Below are 17,284 nucleotides of genomic sequence, written 5' to 3' on the forward strand. Positions count from 1 at the left end.
CATTTTGAAACATCTGACGAGAATTAAAAATTCTCATTTTTGAATTCACTTTCGTGAATTCGATACTCACTCGTTGTTCAGTTTTCAAAGATCAATGTCTTGCTTGTCCGCCGCTCAATGTCTCAGCAGCGACCTTTATAATATATCATGGCGACCGTTTTTCTGTCAAGCGTTTTTTTAATTTCTTTTTTTCGCTTCCTTTTCATCAAGTCATTCGAAGATGTCTTGCTTCAAGGGCCGAGAATTAATGTACCATATTAACCGGTACTGCGTCAACCCTTAAAACAAAGTTATTTTCAAACCCAATAACATCAGTACTCCAGGCAGCCCTAAAACCGTTACTGCGCCTATAGTTGCCGGGTTAAGGGGAATATGCGCATCTGTTATAACGCCTGAGAAGTTCACTAAGTAAATACCCAGCGCTGCCAGGATTAAATGAGTTCCGAATAAACTTAACCAGCTGAAACCCAGTTTTTTGCGAAATGCAATCAGAAACAATAGAAGAACGGATATGCTCAATACTCCAATAGCCACTAATCTCAACAATGTCTCTCCTCCTTTATCAACTCTGTTCCATTTCTTTATAGTTGTTTCCAGTTAAGCCCCAAACTCTTGGCATGCTTTAGATGAATCTGATATTTACGTTCCGCCGCTTCTAAGATATAAATAGCGTAATCTATCTGATCCTGGCCCAGCGCTTCATCGAACATCAGGTAGGCTCGTTCCCATTCCATTTGCGCCTTGCGAACTTCTATAAACGTGTTCCAACCTTCATCATACTCCCGTTCCTTCTCAGCGTTCCCCCGCCATGCACCCCACCAGCCCATGCTCAGCTCCCCTTCCGAATAAGTGTGAACAACAAGAACGCTACCGCTCATTCGTTCATTCTCATTCATATAGGGAACGGGACAAACTTAGAACTAAAAAACTACCACAAATCTATAACTTCTTATAACAGGACACCCCTGATTAGCTCTGAACGCAAAAAAAGAAGCCCCTTAGCTTCCTTGGGACTTCTCTACATACTCTAAAGCACCTTACGATCTAAAACAGCTCACGACGGCCTTCTAAGGCCTTAGACAGTGTGACCTCGTCTGCGTACTCCAGATCGCCACCTACAGGCAAGCCGTGGGCTATTCTAGTGATTTTAATATCAAAAGGGCGCGTTAGCCGCGAAATATACATAGCTGTCGCCTCCCCTTCAATATTGGGATTTGTCGCCATAATCAATTCCTTCACCCGCTCGTCGCCGAGTCTTACCAAAAGCTCCTTCAGACGGATATCATCCGGTCCAATACCTTCCATTGGCGAGATCGCTCCCTGGAGGACGTGGTAATAACCATTAAATTCCTTAGTACGCTCAATGGCAACTAAATCCTTGGCATCCTGAATCACGCAGATTACAGACGCATCACGCGTCTTATCCTGACAGATCCGGCACGGGTCAGTATCGGTAATGTTACAGCACACCGAGCAATAGTGAAGATTGCGTTTGACGCTTACCAGCGCTTTAGCAAAATCAATGACTTCATCCTCTTTCATATTCAGCACATGAAACGCAAGACGAGCGGCCGTCTTCGGACCAACCCCCGGCAAACGCGTAAAAGCATCGATCAGCTTAGCTAGCGGTTCGGGATAATGCAAAGTAATGTTTCTCCTTTAGGCTAAATGGAGTAATGGTCTAGAACAAACCAGGAATCTTCATTCCGCCAGTAAATTTACCCATATCGTTGTTTGCCAAATCTTCAGCTTGTGTCAACGCATCATTCACAGCAGTGATCACAAGATCCTGCAACATTTCCACATCATCCGGATCCACTGCTTCCGGTTTAATCTGAATGGACAGTAGTTTCTTGTGTCCGTTCACTTGTACGGTAACTACGCCACCACCAGATGAACCTTCAACTGTTTTGCTGCCAAGCTCTTCTTGAGCTTTGAGCATTTGCTCCTGCATTTTTTTAACTTGTTTCATCATTTGGTTCATATTGTTCATAATCGATCTCTCCTTTGGAATGCGCCGTTTGGCGCTAATCTGCTGAAAGCATTATTCTTTTATGACAACAAGGTCTTCTCCAAAAAGCTGGATCGCCTCATCAATCCAAGGTTCTTGTTTTGCTGCTCCTGCCTCGTGTTCATGCTCCAGGCGCAATTCTTCCTTGCCAGGCTGTTCGGCAGACTTCATAGAAGCCTCATTCCAATCGCGAAGCATGATGGTTACAAGACGGTACGGCTTGCCCAGACGGGCAGCCAGAACACCCTCAATCACCTGCCGGTTAGCCGGCTTCTCAGTAGTATCCCGGTGTATGGTGTTCTTGAAAGCAACCAGAACTGCGTCTTGCATAACCGATACAGGCTCTCCATCCACAAACCAGGCATGGACGGTGATTTTCTCTTCCTTCACACCTTGCAGCACTAGGCTCCACTGTTTATAAATAGACGCAAAGTCAGCACTGTCCTTACCGGCGATGAATTTATCCACCTGTGGCGGCATCTTGGAAGCCGTGCTGATCCGCGGAGCAGCACTAGGCACAGAGGCAGGTCTAGCCTGTGCACCCTCGCGCCCTCCGGAAATACCACCTGACTGCAAGGCCTGTTCCAACTTCTTCTCCAGTGTGGCGATCTGTTTCTTAAGCACGCCCAGCTCACCAGGGTCAGAAGCGGCAGCTCCTCCTGCAGCAGCTCCTTGGAAGGCGCCAGAAGAAATGACCGCATCAGCCGGAACCGAGGCACTTTCCTGCAAGCTACAAAGCTTCATTAGCGCTACTTCGAACAGTGTCTGTGGATGGGTAGCATATTTCATCTCACCCAGATAACGATTAAGCGTCTCCACAATTCCGAACAGCTGCTCACGGCTGAAGGCGGTTGCCATATCCTTAAAATCCGCTGGGTTCAGGACACGGTCGGTTAAGTGATCGGCATTCGGAACCATTTTAATCATAAGCAGGTCCCGGAAGTAATACAATAAATTTTCGAGGCATTTATCGGCACTTTTGCCCTCATGCATAAGCTGCTCAACAAGCTCCAGAAGAAGTCCCATATCGCCTTCCAAAATCGCTCTGGCCAGACGGGCGAACTGTTCCGAAGGTATTCCCCCAGTCATTCCAAGCACTTGCTGGTAGGTAACCTGGCCCTCTGTAAAGGAAGATATCTGATCGAGAATACTAAGCGCGTCACGCATCCCCCCATCAGAGAGACGTGCGATGTACTGCAGAGCGTCATCATCTGCGGAGATGCCTTCCTTCTCACAGATTTGCTTCAGATGACCCGTCTGCTCCTCTAATGATACCCGGCGGAAATCAAACCGCTGACAACGGGAAATAATCGTTGCCGGCAGCTTATGAGGCTCTGTCGTCGCCAGTATGAACATTACATGGGGCGGTGGCTCTTCCAGCGTCTTCAGCAGCGCATTGAACGCTTCTGTTGTCAGCATATGCACTTCATCAATAATATACACTTTACGACGCACTTCGGTAGGCGCGTACTTCACCTTATCCCGCAGGTCACGAATCTCTTCTACACCCCGGTTGGACGCCGCATCAATCTCCTGCACATCCATGACATTGCCAGCAGTAATCCGCAGGCAGGATGGACACTCGTTGCAAGGCTCCGGCCCCTGGCCGCGCTCACAGTTGACCGCCTTGGCCAGCACCTTGGCAGCACTGGTCTTACCAGTCCCCCGCGGACCGCTGAACAGATAGGCATGTGAGACCCTGTCTTCCCGTATAGCATTCTGCAGCGTTTGGATAATGTGCTGTTGTCCTACCATGTCCTGAAACGACTGCGGCCGCCAAGCACGGTACAGCGCGATATGTTCCACTATGCATTACCCTCTCTCAAGTGCCACTTTCCTGGCATTTGTCGCTAACTCATTATACTATATTCTCCAGACTTTGACCAAAAACAAAAAGCATCCTCGCTTATCGCAAAGATGCTGTCATTTATTCATATAAACCGTGCACCTGTTATTGATGGCTGCGATCCAAGCGGCAACCCTACTGACTGCTCGGGCTAGGCCACCCTCCGGCACAAGAGCAAACTTGCTTATGGCTGCTTCCTTCCGGACCTGACCAGGTTCACAAGCACTCATTGCGGAGGACCCAACCGTCAACACAGCCCATAGGGACCAAGGCCTCACATCGACAGCACCTCTAACAGGAATTCAACCTCGCTACAGCGGATTGCGAGTTACAGGGCACCGCTACCTCCCCGTCTAGCACGGCGAAGTTAAGTATATCCTACGCTCGGACAAAAATCAACCTCGGAGAATTAACAGCTCCCCATCACATGCTTTACAGGAATAATAACGCCCAATAATTTGGAGCAATGAAAAACCCCCGGCATTAAGCCGGGGGCTAGATCTAATAATTATGCCGCAAACGGGCTAATTGAATTAGATACCGTATTTCTTCTTAAATCTATCAACGCGACCGCCGGCATCCAGGAACTTCTGCTTGCCAGTGAAGAACGGGTGGCAGTTGGAGCAAATTTCGACGCGCAGCTCTTGTTTAACAGAACCGGATTCGAAAGTGTTGCCACATGCGCAGGTTACCTTAGTAATGTTGTACTTTGGTTGAATTGCTTCTTGCATTTGAATTTCACCTCTCTTGCCCTAAGCCTCATGCGGACTCAGAGTTAATAGACACATGAGCATAGTTTAGCACGAAACATGCAAATGGGCAATATGTTTCAAATTTACATTTCCAATGCTAAACGTGTATCCGACCAGACTTGGCACGGGTCAAATTAGCAGGCGGCACATGGGTAAATGAGCCGATAACCACACCGGGAAGTTCTTCCCGGAAAATGTCTAACATCGTCTTCATACCGAGGATCTCCCCTTGAGCTGGAGGGATCAATTCCAGATAACTCTCCGGGTCAATATTCAGATTCCGCATCTGGATCAACTTGAGATCGGTGCGTCGCACGAATTCCACCATGGCTTCGATCTCTTCTTCACGATCGGTCACACCAGGGAAGATCAGATAGTTGATCGACGTGTACACGCCCTGGGATGCCGCATATTTCAGAGATTTCTCAACATTGGCTAAAGTATAACCCCGCGGCTTGTAGTAGGCATTGTAGTGATCATCCAACGCACTGATGGTGCTGACACGCATCAGATCAAGCCCAGCATCAACGATTCCGCGGATATGGTCGCTTAAGCCCGCATTCGTATTGATATTAATGTAACCCATATCGGTAGTAGCACGCACTTCTCGCATAGCTTCGATAATAATCTTAGCTTGTGTCGACGGCTCACCTTCACAACCTTGTCCAAAACTAACTATGGACTCTGGCGTCTTCAGGTGCTCCAACATCACTTCTACCAGTTCGTCTACACGCGGGCGGAAGTTCATCCGCGTCTGTGGAGAGACAAAGCCACTGTCATCCGGTTGCTCGGAGATACAGCCGAAGCAGCCTGCATTGCAAGAATAGGAGACAGGTACAGCGCCCTCCCAACGACCCAGGAAGGTGTTGGAGGAGGTTAAGCATTCATAACCAAGTGCACAATTGGACAAATGTCCAAAGAGACGGTTCTCTGGATACTTAGCCGTCAGATCGCCTACACCTTTCTTGACAAGATCCCGATCACAGTTAAGCGGGTTCCACTGTTCAGGATCATCTGTAAGCTCTGCGCCTACATAGAAGCGCCCGTCCTTCCATACCACTGCCGAATAACCGAACAGGGGCAGCTTGTAAGACTTATCTGTCTTGACATAGCCGGGAAGGCATAACCGTGTATAACCTTGCGGCATCAATGCCCCAACCGCTTGAGAACCTTCGGGCAGCGGCAGCATTTCACCGGTTGCCGGATTCATGCCCACTGCCCGTGTGTTAGGCAGACCAACCAGCGTAGCACCCTCAGGCAGTGGAATTAGCTCTTCCTCCAGCATTTCGACAATCATATCCCCGCTGCGGGCTAGCCCATACAGCTCGGGATGATCATATACGTTACCTTTCTCATCGGCATATACCAAATACATGTTAGTCTCCTCTTATTCTCGTTCTAGGTTGTGGATACGGTGGGTGCCTTCGAGCGGGTCGTGCGGCGTGCAGATGCTCCGCTGTTCGATGTACCGCCACTGCTGGCCGTGCCACTGGCAGACTCTTTACCTGCAACATCAAATGATGCCAGGAACTCGGCATTCGTCTTGCTGTCACGCAGCTTTTTGAGGAAGCCTTCCACAAAATCATAGGACTCATTCATATTTTTACGGATAGCCCAAATGGTATCCAGTTCTTCCTTACTCAGCAATACCTCTTCACGGCGCGTACCTGAACGACGAATATCGATCGCAGGGAAAATACGTCGTTCCGCAAGCTTACGATCCAGATGCAGCTCCATATTACCTGTACCTTTAAACTCTTCATAAATAATGTCATCCATACGTGAACCTGTATCGATCAATGCTGTAGCCAGAATCGTCAGACTACCGCCTTCTTCCACATTACGCGCCGATCCGAAAAACCGTTTAGGGCGATGGAAAGCAGCAGGATCAATCCCTCCGCTCAGCGTCCGTCCAGATGGAGGTACAACAAGGTTGTATGCACGCGCGAGTCGCGTAATACTGTCCAGCAGAATAACAACATCTTTCTTGTGCTCGACCAAACGAAGCGCACGTTGAAGCACGAGCTCAGCTACTTTGATATGATTCTCCGGCAATTCGTCAAAAGTCGAGGCCACAACTTCACCCTTCACAGAGCGCTGCATATCGGTTACTTCCTCGGGACGTTCATCGATCAGAAGCACAAACAGTTCTATCTCAGGATTATTAGTGGAAATGCTGTTGGCAATTTCTTTTAGGAGGAGCGTCTTCCCTGCTTTAGGAGGCGCTACAATCAAACCGCGTTGCCCCAGACCTACAGGAGCGAGCAAATCCATTATTCGGGTAGATAAATGAGTAGGGGATGTTTCAAGCGGCAGCTTGTCTTGCGGATAAAGAGGTGTTAACGCCGGGAAATGCAGGCGTTCCGCTGCGCTGGCAGGGTTCTCGCCATTAACGGCATTGACCTGAAGCAATCCAAAATAACGTTCATTTTCTTTGGGGGTCCGACATTTCCCCGATACCAGGTCTCCGCTTCGAAGATCAAACTTGCGAATCTGGGAGGCTGAGATATAAATATCCTCCGCACTTGGCAAGTAGTTGATCGGCCTTAGGAATCCGTAGCCTTCCGGCAGAATCTCCAGTACACCTTCCATAAACATGAGCCCGCTTTGCTCCGCCTGCGCCCGAAGGATGGCAAAGATCAGCTCCCGTTTCTTCATCTGCCCGTAGTAAGGAATCTGGTATTTCTTGGCCAGCTTGTACAAGTCGGTCAGCTTCATTTCTTCCAGATCGGAAATTTGAAGATCCATGTAATAACCACCTATTCAATTTTTATAATGAGTCCGTGAATATAGCTCTATGTACACTGAACTATATCAACAAAAAATAAGAGTCCGGCAAAATCCTCATTAGAATAGGATTACCCGAATTGGAAGGAGATATGCAGTCTTCTTGCAAAATAAACTCCTTCCAGTTAGCGGGAAACCCTATAAATTCATTCTATTCGTTCTCGCGCCAAACGTCAGCCCCCAGATTACGGAGATTTGTCACCAAATGATCGTAGCCACGATCAATATACTCCACGCCCGTTACTTCGGTGATGCCTTCCTCTACTGTAAGGCCGGCGATAACAAGCGCCGCACCAGCCCGCAGATCAGCCGCTTTGACTTTGGCTGCATTAAGCTTGCTGCCTTCCACGATTGCCGAACGACCCTCGACACGAATCTTGGCCCCCATACGAACCAGTTCCGGCACATGCTTGAAGCGATTGCTGTAAACAAAATCACTCAGCACACTAACACCTTCAGCCTGAGTCAACATGCTGGTCATTGGGGACTGCAGATCGGTGGCAAAGCCCGGGTAAATCAGCGCTTTGACATCTGCATGCTCATACTTGGCTCTGCCAATTACACGAATGCTCTCATCAAGCTCTTCAATATCTACGCCCATCTCCAGCAGCTTGGCGGTTAAAGCCTCAAGATGCTTAGGGATGACGTTATCTATAAGGACGTTGCCGCGCGTTGCCGCTGCAGCAATCATATATGTTCCAGCTTGAATCCGGTCAGGAATAATGGAGTGACGGCAGCCGTGCATTTCCGTAACGCCTTCGATCCGGATGGTTTCCGTACCGGCACCTTTAATAATGGCGCCCATTGAATTAAGGAGTGTAGCTACATCTATAATCTCAGGCTCTTTAGCCGCATTTTCAATAATAGTAGAGCCTTTGGCTCTTGAAGCCGCCAACATGATATTAATCGTGGCCCCGACACTGGATACATCCAGATAAATCTTGGCCCCGCGTAATTCCTTGGCATACAGGTGGATAGAGCCGTGTTCATTAGTCACTGTTGCGCCCAGCGCTTCAAATCCCTTGATGTGCTGGTCAATCGGACGGGGCTCAAAATTACAGCCGCCGGGAAGCCCTATTGTCGCTTCCTTGAATCTTCCAAGGAGCGCTCCCATCATATAGTAAGACGCCCGCAATTTCTTGACAGGCCCATTAGGCATAGGGATGGACACAATACGGGAGGGGTCAATTCTCATTTGGTTGCCTGACCAGGATACACTTGCGCCAAGCTCTTCCAGTATTTCGGAGTAAACTGCAACATCGCTAAGGGACGGTAGATTATCCAGCACAACTTCAGATTCGGCTAAAATCGCCGCAGGAATAAGCGCAATCGCGCTGTTCTTGGCTCCGCTGATTGTAACAACACCTTGCAGCGGACGTCCACCGCCAATCATTAATTTTTCCATAAATTAACAGGTTCCCCCTACGTGTATTGCGGTTGATCGACAATACGTGCTGTGGCTTTTCTGATGATAAAGGCGATGAAAATGGAAAGACACCGGCTATGCGGTGTACTCTCCACATCATCATATTCAACTGAAAAGGACAGTATAACCTGTCCGATATGCTTATTCAAAACTTCATGGACTAATGTCCTTCAAAACTTAAGAAAACAGATCTTACGCTTTGTTGTTGGAACCGAACTCACGGATTTTACCGATAACGGTTTGTTTGATAGCATCGCGGCCTGGTACGATGAATGTACGTGGGTCGTAAGCATCAGGTTTAGCAGCCAAAACTTCGCGAACTACTTTAGCAAATGCGATTTGGTTCTCAGTGTTCACGTTGATCTTGGAAGTACCCAGGGAGATCGCTTTGTCGATGTCATGTACAGGGATACCAGTACCGCCATGCAGAACGAGTGGCAATTTAACAGCGTCGCGGATTTCTTCCATTTCTTTGAATCCGAGGTTAGGCTCGCCATGGTAAGGACCGTGTACGGAACCAAGTGCTGGAGCCAAAGTGTCGATGCCAGTTTCTTTAACAATGCGTACGCACTCGTTAAGATCAGCATATTGAATGCCGCCGATAACATCGTCTTCTTGTCCGCCTACAGTACCTACTTCAGCTTCTACAGAAACACCTTTAGCGTGAGCATATTCAACGACTTTCTTAGTCATTTCAATGTTCTCATCGATTGGGTGGTGAGATCCGTCGATCATTACGGAAGTAAAGCCAGCATCGATGGCTTCTTTACATTTATCAAAGCTGGAACCGTGGTCCAGGTGAATCGCTACAGGAACAGTGATTTTCAGGTCGTGGATAAGTCCTTCCACCATCTTAACAACAGTGGTGAAACCGCCCATGTGACGGGCTGCGCCTTCGGATACACCAAGAATTACCGGAGATTTCTCTTCTTCGGCTGCACCCAAAATAGCTTGAGTCCATTCAAGGTTATTGATGTTGTACTGACCTACTGCGTACTTTCCTTCAAGTGCTTTGTTCAACATGTCTGTCATTGATACTAATGGCATGGTTCATCCTCCTAAAGATGTTTTCGCTATAATTTATAGAACCGTTTATCACATACAGGCTTATTATAGCACATCCAGTGTCAAATACTAAATAGCACTAGCAAAAAAATGTCCCGGTGGGACGATATTTATCCACCCCTGTTGTTATCTGCCCTTTTCCAAGTTTTCCCCTCCGAAAAAAGGATTCTGCCATTTAGCAGAATCCTTACTTCAGCTGCACTGATCGACCGATTTATTGCGAAGATGCATATTTACCGCCACACGCATCTCGTCAATGTCGAAAGGTTTGGTAAAGTGCATAAGCGCGCCCAATTTCGTTGCTTCTTTAATCATGTCCAGCTCTCCGTACGCAGTCATCATGATCACCTTGATCTCCGGATTGATCTCCTTCAGATGCTTGAGAATTTCAAGCCCATCCATTCCCGGGATTTTCATATCGAGCAAGACCAAGTCTGGGGATTCGGTACGAACAATTTCCAGTGCAAGTTTACCGTTAGCCGCCTGAAATGTGGTGTAACCCTCGCTGTTGAACACTTCCATGAGAAGAATCCTGATCCCGTTCTGATCGTCGACAATTAACACTTTATTTTTCTCCATTATCAATACCCTCCCAGAATTTAAGGCAGATTGACCATACCGCGCTCTCCACAGCTAACGGCCCCTTTGTAACTTAGTCCATACGAAACCTATAATTCGTGGTGTAGATTCAAAATCCTGCTAATTGGATAAAATGCGTAAATGTATGCCATAAAATGTATCGTCCGGATCGACTTTTCTTGATAGGAAATGTTAAAAATACCAAAATGTCAACTTACATTAAAATTGAAATTATTCTTGAGGTCAGATAGGACCTAGCATAAGAAAAAGAGCCTCCAAATGGAGGCTCTCACGAACACCTTTATGGTGCTATATATACTATTTATTGAGCACTGTAGTGAGTAAGTGAAGCTTTGACGAACTCGCGGAACAGTGGTTGCGGACGGTTCGGACGGGAAATGAACTCCGGATGGAATTGTACCGAAAGGAACCAAGGATGACCCGGAAGCTCCACGATTTCTACCAGACGTCCGTCTGGGGATGTACCAGAAATCACCAGACCCGCTTTTTCAATCTCATCACGGTAAGCATTGTTGAACTCATACCGGTGACGGTGACGCTCGTACACAAGCTCATCATCGTAGCAAGACATCGCCAGGGAACCCGGCAAAAGCTTACAAGGATAAAGACCAAGACGCATTGTACCGCCCATATCTTCGATATCTTTCTGTTCAGGAAGCAGATCAATCAGAGGATGATTCGTAGACGGATCAATCTCTGAGCTGTTCGCTCCTTCCAGACCCAATACGGAACGTCCGTATTCAATGACAGACACCTGCATACCCAAGCAGATACCGAAGAATGGAATTTGTTTTTCCCGTGCATAACGGATAGCAGAGATTTTACCTTCAATACCACGATCGCCGAAGCCGCCTGGAACGAGAATGCCGCCTACACCGCGCAACTGCTCGTCCACGTTCTCATCGGTAACCAATTCCGCATCTACCCAGCGAAGCTTAACTTCTGCGTTGGATGCAAAGCCTGCATGCGAAAGGGATTCAACCACACTCAAATAAGCATCGTGCAGAGCAACGTACTTGCCGACAATGGCAATTTCAACGGTATGCTCCAGTTTGTTGATCCGGTCCAGCATGCCTTCCCATTCCCGCATATCCGGTGCAGGCGTGGTCAGCTTCAAATGGTTAACTACGATCTCGTCCAATCCCTCGTCGCGCAAATTAAGCGGAACTTCATACAGCGTGGAGGCATCGCGGCATTCCACTACGGCATTGGCGTCGATATCACAGAACAGGGCAATCTTCGCCTTCATGTCCGAAGACAGCTCATGCTCCGTACGGCATACAATCACATTCGGCTGAATTCCGATGCTGCGCAGCTCTTTTACACTATGCTGGGTCGGTTTGGTCTTCACTTCACCCGCTGCCTTGATATAAGGAATCAGGGTTACGTGAATGTACATTACGTTCTCGCGGCCGATATCGCTCTTGATCTGACGAATCGCTTCCAGGAACGGAAGGCTCTCGATATCGCCCACTGTACCGCCGATCTCCGTAATTACGACATCGGAACCGGCTTCACGGCCTGCACGGAAGACACGCTCCTTGATTTCGTTCGTAATATGCGGAATAACTTGAACTGTTCCGCCCAGGTACTCACCACGGCGCTCCTTACTGATTACCGAGGAGTACACTTTACCTGTCGTTACATTGCTGTTCTTAGACAGGTTAATGTCAATAAACCGTTCATAGTGTCCAAGGTCAAGGTCCGTTTCCGCGCCATCGTCTGTCACGAATACTTCACCGTGCTGATAAGGACTCATTGTTCCAGGGTCCACATTAAGATACGGATCAAATTTCTGAATCGTCACCTTTAGACCTCTGTTCTTAAGCAGCCTACCCAGCGAAGCAGCGGTAATGCCTTTGCCAAGGGAAGACACAACCCCACCCGTTACAAAAATATACTTTGTCACTGTAAAACCCTCCTAAATAAAGTCCAGAAATTCAGGCGACGCATGATGTTTATCGTAACCCGTTTTTCTATCGTCAAACGGGGGAAATCAAAAGTTACTTTAGCCGGCACAAAAGACCTTCCTCCGCCCCTTTAAAATCGCGGAAATTCCGGCTCCTTGGCATCTAAAAAAACAAAAAAGTGACACCCGTAGCACCGGGGCACTTTTTATTTTAGAAAACACATATTAACTTTCATCATAAGCCCATGCAATAGTTTACTCTGACGGTTCTCCACTGTCAAGGGCAGAATTGTACTACCTCAAAGAACGGGATTAATATTTATCTTCCTCGTCTTCATCGTCCAAATCTTCTTCACTTTCCGCGTCGGAGTCTTCATCGTCCACGTCATCTTCGTCGATGTCTTCTTCGTCAATAACCACATCGTCGTCAACTTCTTCTTCGCTGTCGTCGTCGGAATAGAGGTCGTCGCGATCTTCGTCGATAGCGTCGAAATCCTCTTCTTCGGATGCGTAGTTATCATCTTCCTCGGTGAAATCATCGTCTTCCAAATCGTCATCCTCGTCGTTGATGATACGTGGACGTTTGGAATTACCGACTGGATCATCGGAGCGCTCCAGCGGATACCAGCGTTTCAACCCCCACAGGTTCGTTCCTACACAGGCAAAACGTCCGTCGATGTTAATCTCAGTATATAACTGGGCAATAGTATCGTTGGTTTGTTCTTCGGTCATCCCGCGCAGCTTGGCCACCTCGACCATCAGGTCACGGTAATAAAACGGCGTATTAGCCGCCTTCAGCACTAGGAAAGCCAGGTCCACCATCGGCATTTCTTTTACTTTCTCGGGGTCCAGCTTTAAATTGAGTGGCGTACTCATTAAAGGACACTTCCTCTCACGCATTGTTCACTATTCACGGCTTTAATTCAATAATATCCAGTAACAAACCTAAGTAAAACCTATTTAGCAACAAAATGCAAGTCAAAAGGGACAAGCTTCAGACGCAAAAAAACCGCCGGCATTTTCCGACAGGGAAACGTTTTTTTCGCAGGTAACGATCAATATGTACTTTTATGAATGACTAAGCCGGTTCGTACAGGTGTAAGGCCTCTCTAAAAAAGGCGGAGGAAACTCCTCCGCGCATGACTGTATCCACGCCAAGGAATGGCTCCTTACGGGATGTTGCAAAGAGAGTGTTAAATCTCTTCTGTTTATTTTATGTGAAGCGCCGTCTTTTGACACGATGGGCAGCCCATTTCCTTAAAAAAGGGCAAGTTCCCATTCGGCTACCCTCCTCCGCTCATACAATATTTCAGTACGGCACCGAGGAGGGGACGGCAAAACACATGGACTATTACGGATTTTGGCAGATACTGCTTGATGAGATATCGGCTGCCCCCAAGAATGACGAACGGCGTATAGTTACCTTTTATGATGCCCGCCATTACGCCGGAGCCTTATCCCAGTGGAAGACCCTACGTACGAAAAAAACGAGACTGCGGCAGGTGCAGGTCTCTCCGCTGATCCGCGCTTTTTTTGTGCCTGCCGCAGGCGCGGCAAAGCTGGTGCATAAATTTTCAGACACGCTGAGCGTGGAAGACGATTACCGCATACAGCTCCATGCGCTGCCCAGTGAAAAAACCGGGACCGCCGTGATGCCCTGGGGAGTGAAAGCGATTCATGCCCCCCAGGCCTGGTCGAAGTCAACCGGTGTGCAAGTTAAGGTAGGCGTTATTGATACAGGTGCCGACTACCGTCACCCTGATCTGCGCCATTCGCTAGCAACAGGTGTCAATCTGCTGCGGCGGGGGATGCTACCACTGGATGACAATGGCCACGGCACCCATATCGCCGGTACACTGGCCGCCGCTGGCGGCACACGCGGCATGATGGGAGTTGCACCAAGAGCCATTCTCTATCCCGTCAAAGCTTTTGACCACAACGGCTCTGCTTATGTGTCCGACATTGTGCTGGGGATTGACTGGTGCGTCCAGAACCGGATCGACATCATTAATATGAGCTTCGGTATGAAGACACGAAGCAAGGCGCTTCATAATGTCGTCATGAAGGCCTACCGCGCTGGCATTGCCATTGTCGCTTCCTCAGGCAATGATGGCAAACGCGGCGGGGATTATCCGGCGCGCTATCCGGAGACCATCGCCGTAGGCGCCATAGATAAAAAGCGCCGGGTCGCCAGCTTCAGCAACCGCGGGTCGTACATCGATGTATACGGACCCGGCGAAAGCGTGCCCTCCTGCTGGCTGAAGGAGGGCTACAAGGAAATGAGCGGCACATCCATGGCGACGTCACATGTGACGGGAGCCGCTGCTCTGCTGCTCGCTCTCCGGCCAGGGCTCACCCCCCGGGAGCTGAAGCTCCTGCTGCGCCGCACCGCTTGCCCGGTGCGGCTGCGTAAAGGGCAGCGCAGAGCCTCCCTTGGCGGCGGCGCTGCCGATGCCCTTCGCCTGCTACGCGCAGGCATCAGGGCCAAGCGGGGCCCATCCGCGAATGCCGCCAGCCGGCGCGCGGATTGACAAGAGCCAGTGGCGCAGCGTCACTGGCTCAAAACGGCCGCCATCCTGTAACCAAGGATGGCGGCCGTCTGCAAAGCACATGAAGCTAACTATGTGCACTTCTCTTCTTTGTGTAGACACAAGCACACCGCCTCCAAAAATCGCTGGAGGCGGTGTGCTGACCATCCCTTGCCCCGTTCAGGCGGGGGCTTGAGGATGGACGAATTACATGCGGTCCGGAGCGGATACCGCTAGAAGACGCAATACATTGGCAATAGTGGTACGCGTTGCTCCAAGCAGAGCAAGACGGGCCAATGTTTGGGCCGAATCTTCGGTAATGACACGCTCAGCCTTGTAATAGCTGTGGAAGAGCGCCGCCAGATCATAGACATAACGCACCAGGCGATGCGGCGCGTAAGCATCCGCTGCAGAAGCAATCTCAGCCGGCAGCTCACCAATTTTGCGTAGCAAGTCATATTCGTGAGGGGCACTCAGCTTGCTGAAATCAAGTTCGGCATAATCCGGCAGTGCGATTCCTTGTTCCTCAGCTTGACGGAAGATGCTGCAAATCCGCGCATGAGCATACTGTACATAGAATACCGGGTTCTCGTTGGATGTAGAGATCGCCAGGTCCATATCGAAGTCCAGATGAGAGTCCATGCTGCGCATGGTGAAGAAATAACGGATGGCGTCGATACCAACCTCTTCCATCAGATCCTCCATCGTTACCGCTTTACCAGTACGCTTGGACATTTTCACTTTCTCGCCGTTCTGGAACAAGCTGACCATTTGGGCAATCAGGACAACCAGTTTCCCCGGGTCATTGCCCAGTGCCGACATCGCTGCCTTCATCCGCGGAATATAACCGTGGTGATCGGCACCCCAGATGTTGATCATTTTGTCATAGCCGCGGCCGTATTTATCGTTATGGTAGGCAATATCCGGTGTCAGATACGTATAGGTACCATCGTTCTTGATCAGCACGCGGTCCTTGTCGTCGCCATACTTGGTCGTCTGCAGCCAGGTTGCGCCTTCCTCTTCGTATACCTCGCCACGCTCACGCAGATCGTCCAGCGAACGCAAGACTGCTCCATTCTCATAGAGAGAGGTCTCGCTAAACCAGATATCAAATGGAACACGGAAACGTCCCAGATCGCGTTTGATTTTATCTAATTCCTTATTCAAGCCATAGGTACGGAAGAATGCCGCACGGTCCCCCGGCGTCAGCTCCAGCAGAGAATCTCCCTTCTCAGCCACAAGTTCCTTGGCAAATCCCTTGATATCTTCACCATGATAGCCATCCTCCGGCATTTCTGCCGGTTGTCCCAGCTCCTGCAGGTAGCGGGTCTCGATAGATTTGCAAAGATTGGCAACCTGATTTCCGGCATCATTAATATAGTACTCACGGGTTACCTGATAACCGGCATAATCCAGCACATTACAGAGTGCATCGCCGACAGCAGCGCCGCGGGCATGTCCCAAGTGTAGACTTCCCGTAGGGTTCGCGCTGACGAACTCAACCTCTACCTTTTGACCCTGTCCTAAGTCAATGCGGCCGTAGTTGTCTCCCTGTGCGGCAACCTGGGTGATGACATCATAAAGATAGTGCTTGGACAATGTAAAGTTAATGAAGCCTGGTCCGGCAATCTCTGCCTTCTCAATGGAAGCGCCGCTCTTGTCCAAGTGTTCTAGAATGGCCTCAGCAATTTGGCGCGGGTTGCGCTTAGCAATTTTGGTGAGCTGCATAGCGGCATTGGTCGCCAGATCACCGTGCTCCTTGTCTCTTGGCACTTCCAGCACGATGGCTGGAAGGTCTTCACGTGCAACCAGCCCCGCAGCAACAACTGCATCGGCAATGGCTTCTTTTACCCGTTCATTAATAAGTTCGAGCGGATTTTGACTCTGTGTCATGATTTTGGTTCCTCCTGTATATGCAAACTGAGTACGAACTGCCCTGACAACTCCTCGTATACGTATAAATCATATTCCCACGTTACGTTCAGAGAGCGCCCGTCTCGGGAAATCTCCAGCTTCCGGGTCTCCGTGGACAGATTAAAGTTCGTATAGGGAGAGCGGTAAAAGCCCGGCAAACGCTGTCCCTCTTGGAAGCTCTGCTCGGACTCAACCGCGCCATGGCGGATCAGCTTCAGTTCGCTGCCTGCAATCTTTATCATTGTACGAACAGCTGTCTCCTCACCTTGAGGGCCCTGCCCGGGCTCTACATATCGGATGAACAGCTGCTGTCCCTTGGCTATAACTTCTCCGGTAGTATTCAGTACAGTACGCTCACCTTCATGCTGGCTTACGAGTGTAACTGAAACGCCGTATTTGTGATTCTGAATTTCCGGCACCTGCATTCCTCCATTCTGCAAGCCTCT

The 17,284-nt window shown here is 49.2% G+C and carries 16 protein-coding genes and 1 other RNA gene; 1 reads left to right on the top strand and 16 read right to left on the bottom strand.

Going from position 1 to position 17,284, the window contains the following annotated elements:
* Positions 1–279 precede the first annotated feature (279 nt).
* The 14 genes from ACFRAM_RS27405 to rpoE form a co-directional block, all read right to left on the bottom strand.
* On the bottom strand, positions 280–546 hold the full coding sequence (locus ACFRAM_RS27405) for a pro-sigmaK processing inhibitor BofA family protein (protein WP_379470093.1): 267 nt from the start codon (positions 544–546) through the stop codon (positions 280–282).
* A 35-nt stretch (positions 547–581) separates the two neighbouring features.
* Positions 582–878, bottom strand: a complete 297-nt coding sequence (locus ACFRAM_RS27410) for a DUF2508 family protein (RefSeq protein ID WP_246316889.1) — start codon at positions 876–878, stop codon at positions 582–584.
* Between the two features lie 166 nt (positions 879–1,044).
* Positions 1,045–1,644, bottom strand: coding sequence for a recombination mediator RecR (gene recR, locus ACFRAM_RS27415; protein ID WP_175369898.1), 600 nt, complete (start codon positions 1,642–1,644; stop codon positions 1,045–1,047).
* Positions 1,645–1,681: 37 nt separating this feature from the next.
* On the bottom strand, positions 1,682–1,993 hold the full coding sequence (locus ACFRAM_RS27420; RefSeq protein ID WP_175369899.1) for a YbaB/EbfC family nucleoid-associated protein: 312 nt from the start codon (positions 1,991–1,993) through the stop codon (positions 1,682–1,684).
* Positions 1,994–2,044: 51 nt separating this feature from the next.
* Complete coding sequence (gene dnaX / locus ACFRAM_RS27425; RefSeq protein WP_379470097.1) at positions 2,045–3,817, bottom strand: DNA polymerase III subunit gamma/tau; 1,773 nt, start codon at positions 3,815–3,817, stop codon at positions 2,045–2,047.
* 134 nt (positions 3,818–3,951) lie between these two features.
* Positions 3,952–4,219, bottom strand: an RNA gene (gene ffs, locus ACFRAM_RS27430) — signal recognition particle sRNA large type.
* Between the two features lie 171 nt (positions 4,220–4,390).
* Complete coding sequence (gene rpmE, locus ACFRAM_RS27435) at positions 4,391–4,588, bottom strand: 50S ribosomal protein L31 (RefSeq protein WP_066368182.1); 198 nt, start codon at positions 4,586–4,588, stop codon at positions 4,391–4,393.
* A gap of 118 nt (positions 4,589–4,706) precedes the next feature.
* Entirely contained in the window at positions 4,707–5,984 is a 1,278-nt protein-coding gene (locus ACFRAM_RS27440; protein ID WP_175369901.1) for a radical SAM family protein, read from the bottom strand.
* Positions 5,985–6,007: 23 nt separating this feature from the next.
* Positions 6,008–7,357 carry a transcription termination factor Rho gene (rho, locus tag ACFRAM_RS27445; protein WP_175369902.1) on the bottom strand — a complete coding sequence of 450 codons (1,350 nt, stop codon included), beginning with the start codon at positions 7,355–7,357 and terminating at the stop codon, positions 6,008–6,010.
* A 190-nt stretch (positions 7,358–7,547) separates the two neighbouring features.
* Complete coding sequence (locus ACFRAM_RS27450) at positions 7,548–8,801, bottom strand: UDP-N-acetylglucosamine 1-carboxyvinyltransferase (protein ID WP_175369903.1); 1,254 nt, start codon at positions 8,799–8,801, stop codon at positions 7,548–7,550.
* A 213-nt stretch (positions 8,802–9,014) separates the two neighbouring features.
* Positions 9,015–9,869, bottom strand: coding sequence for a class II fructose-1,6-bisphosphate aldolase (gene fba, locus ACFRAM_RS27455; RefSeq protein ID WP_066368169.1), 855 nt, complete (start codon positions 9,867–9,869; stop codon positions 9,015–9,017).
* Positions 9,870–10,079: 210 nt separating this feature from the next.
* Positions 10,080–10,466, bottom strand: coding sequence for a response regulator (locus ACFRAM_RS27460; RefSeq protein ID WP_066368165.1), 387 nt, complete (start codon positions 10,464–10,466; stop codon positions 10,080–10,082).
* A 322-nt stretch (positions 10,467–10,788) separates the two neighbouring features.
* A complete protein-coding gene (locus tag ACFRAM_RS27465; RefSeq protein ID WP_379470101.1) occupies positions 10,789–12,396 on the bottom strand; it encodes a CTP synthase in 1,608 nt (535 codons plus the stop codon).
* Between the two features lie 312 nt (positions 12,397–12,708).
* Positions 12,709–13,272 (bottom strand): DNA-directed RNA polymerase subunit delta, encoded by a 564-nt coding sequence (gene rpoE / locus ACFRAM_RS27470; RefSeq protein WP_379470103.1) that lies wholly within the window; start codon positions 13,270–13,272, stop codon positions 12,709–12,711.
* 467 nt (positions 13,273–13,739) lie between these two features.
* Between rpoE and ACFRAM_RS27475 the strand changes: the two genes are divergently transcribed.
* The gene (locus ACFRAM_RS27475; protein ID WP_379470105.1) at positions 13,740–14,927 is read left to right on the top strand and encodes a S8 family peptidase; all 1,188 of its coding nucleotides are present in this window, start codon (positions 13,740–13,742) and stop codon (positions 14,925–14,927) included.
* 204 nt (positions 14,928–15,131) lie between these two features.
* Here ACFRAM_RS27475 and argS read toward each other — a convergent pair whose 3' ends face one another.
* Together argS and ACFRAM_RS27485 are read right to left on the bottom strand one after the other, a co-directional pair.
* Complete coding sequence (gene argS, locus ACFRAM_RS27480) at positions 15,132–16,817, bottom strand: arginine--tRNA ligase (protein WP_379470107.1); 1,686 nt, start codon at positions 16,815–16,817, stop codon at positions 15,132–15,134.
* Positions 16,814–17,257: a YwiB family protein gene (locus ACFRAM_RS27485; protein ID WP_379470109.1), complete on the bottom strand. Its 444-nt coding sequence runs from the start codon at positions 17,255–17,257 to the stop codon at positions 16,814–16,816. The genes argS and ACFRAM_RS27485 overlap by 4 nt, the downstream gene beginning before the upstream one ends.
* Positions 17,258–17,284 lie beyond the last annotated feature (27 nt).

Origin of the sequence: Paenibacillus sp. NPDC056722 (assembly GCF_042790635.1) — a bacterium.
Lineage (GTDB): Bacteria > Bacillota > Bacilli > Paenibacillales > Paenibacillaceae > Paenibacillus_AQ > Paenibacillus_AQ agri.